At 66.8% G+C, this 1,363-nt stretch carries 1 protein-coding gene and 1 pseudogene; both read right to left on the minus strand.

Features of this window, described 5'->3' with window-relative positions:
• The coding region (locus ACLKOZ_RS22290) for an alcohol dehydrogenase catalytic domain-containing protein (RefSeq protein WP_436478435.1) at positions 1-502 on the minus strand (502 nt) is incomplete at its 3' end.
• Positions 502-1,273, minus strand: a pseudogene (locus ACLKOZ_RS22295) (SDR family oxidoreductase). The pseudogene ACLKOZ_RS22295 and the gene ACLKOZ_RS22290, both read right to left, overlap by 1 nt.
• Between the last annotated feature and the right edge of the window lie 90 nt (positions 1,274-1,363).

Here is a 1,363-nt window from a genome sequence, read left to right on the forward strand (position 1 = left end):
TCAAAGCCGCGGTACGCAGGTCCAGGCCCGCGGGCAGGACCCGCAGCATCCGGGTTGGCAGGTTCACATACCGGGCAAACGCCCCGTCGGTATGCGGGAACCGGGCCGCTGACCCCAGGTACGTGCACCCCGGTGAGAGGTTGGGCCGCTCCGCCGGATACCGGATATCCCCGGCACCGGGCCCGGGCGTGGCCGGATGCACAGCGACCGGGGTCCCCGCGGCGGGGCCTGTCCCGTCGGCCGCGGCACGGACCACGGTCCCGGAAATCTCATGACCCAGCACCAGCGGGGCCTTCAGGACCGACTCCCCCGCCGCCCCGTGCAACCAGTAGTGCAGGTCCGACCCGCAGATCCCGCCAAACGCCACCTCGATAACGGCCTCCCCCGGGCCCGGCGGAACCAACGGCACCTCCTCGATGCGCAGATCCCCCCTGGCATGGGCCACCACCGCCACACCCGACACCGGCAGCGTGGAAACCGGGAGTTTTGTGTTCGTTGTCATCAGACCACCACCGTCATTCCGCCGTCGATAAAGATCGTCTGCCCGTTCACGAAGTCCGAACCGGCCGAGGCCAGCCACACCGCGGGCCCGGCCAAATCCTGTACCGTGCCCCACCTGTTGGCCGGGGTCCGGCCCAGGATCCAGGAATTGAACACCTCATCGTCCACCAGGTTCTGCGTCATCTCCGTATGGATATACCCCGGCGCGATCCCGTTGATCTGCAGGCCCGAGGCCGCCCACTCCGCGGTCATCGCCCGGGTCAGGTTCCGCAACCCGCCCTTCGCCGCCACATACGGCGCGATCGTGGGCGCGGGCCAGGTCCGTCTGCACCGAACAGATGTTAATGATCTTCCCGTGCCCGCGGGCGATCATGTGCCTCGCGGCTTCCCTCCCCACCAAAAACGCGCTCGTCAAATCGGTGGCGATCACCCGTTCCCAATCCTTCACGTCCAGCTCCAGCATCGGCACCCGGTGCTGGATCCCGGCATTATTCACCAGGATCTCCAATGGCCCCACGTTCTCCTCCACCCACGCCACACCCCGCGCCGCCTCGCTATCCTTCGTGACATCAAACGCGACACTGTGCACCCGCCCCGGCGCGTACTCCGCAGCCATCGCAGCCGCCGCGTCCTTCAACCGCCCGGCATTGACCCCGTTCAACACCACCGTGGCACCGGCGTCAGCCAACGCCCGCGCCAGCGCATTACCAATCCCCCGGCTCGAACCCGTCACCAAAGCAACCCGCCCGGTCAAATCAAACAAAGAACTCATGGTGAAACCGTTCCTTCTCCTGTACCGCTCGCATGGGCATCGCTAACTCGTGAAATTACCTGCCGGACCACCGCGATGTCGCGGTCGCCG

Source organism: Arthrobacter sp. R4 (assembly GCF_051365025.1).
Taxonomy (GTDB): domain Bacteria; phylum Actinomycetota; class Actinomycetes; order Actinomycetales; family Micrococcaceae; genus Arthrobacter.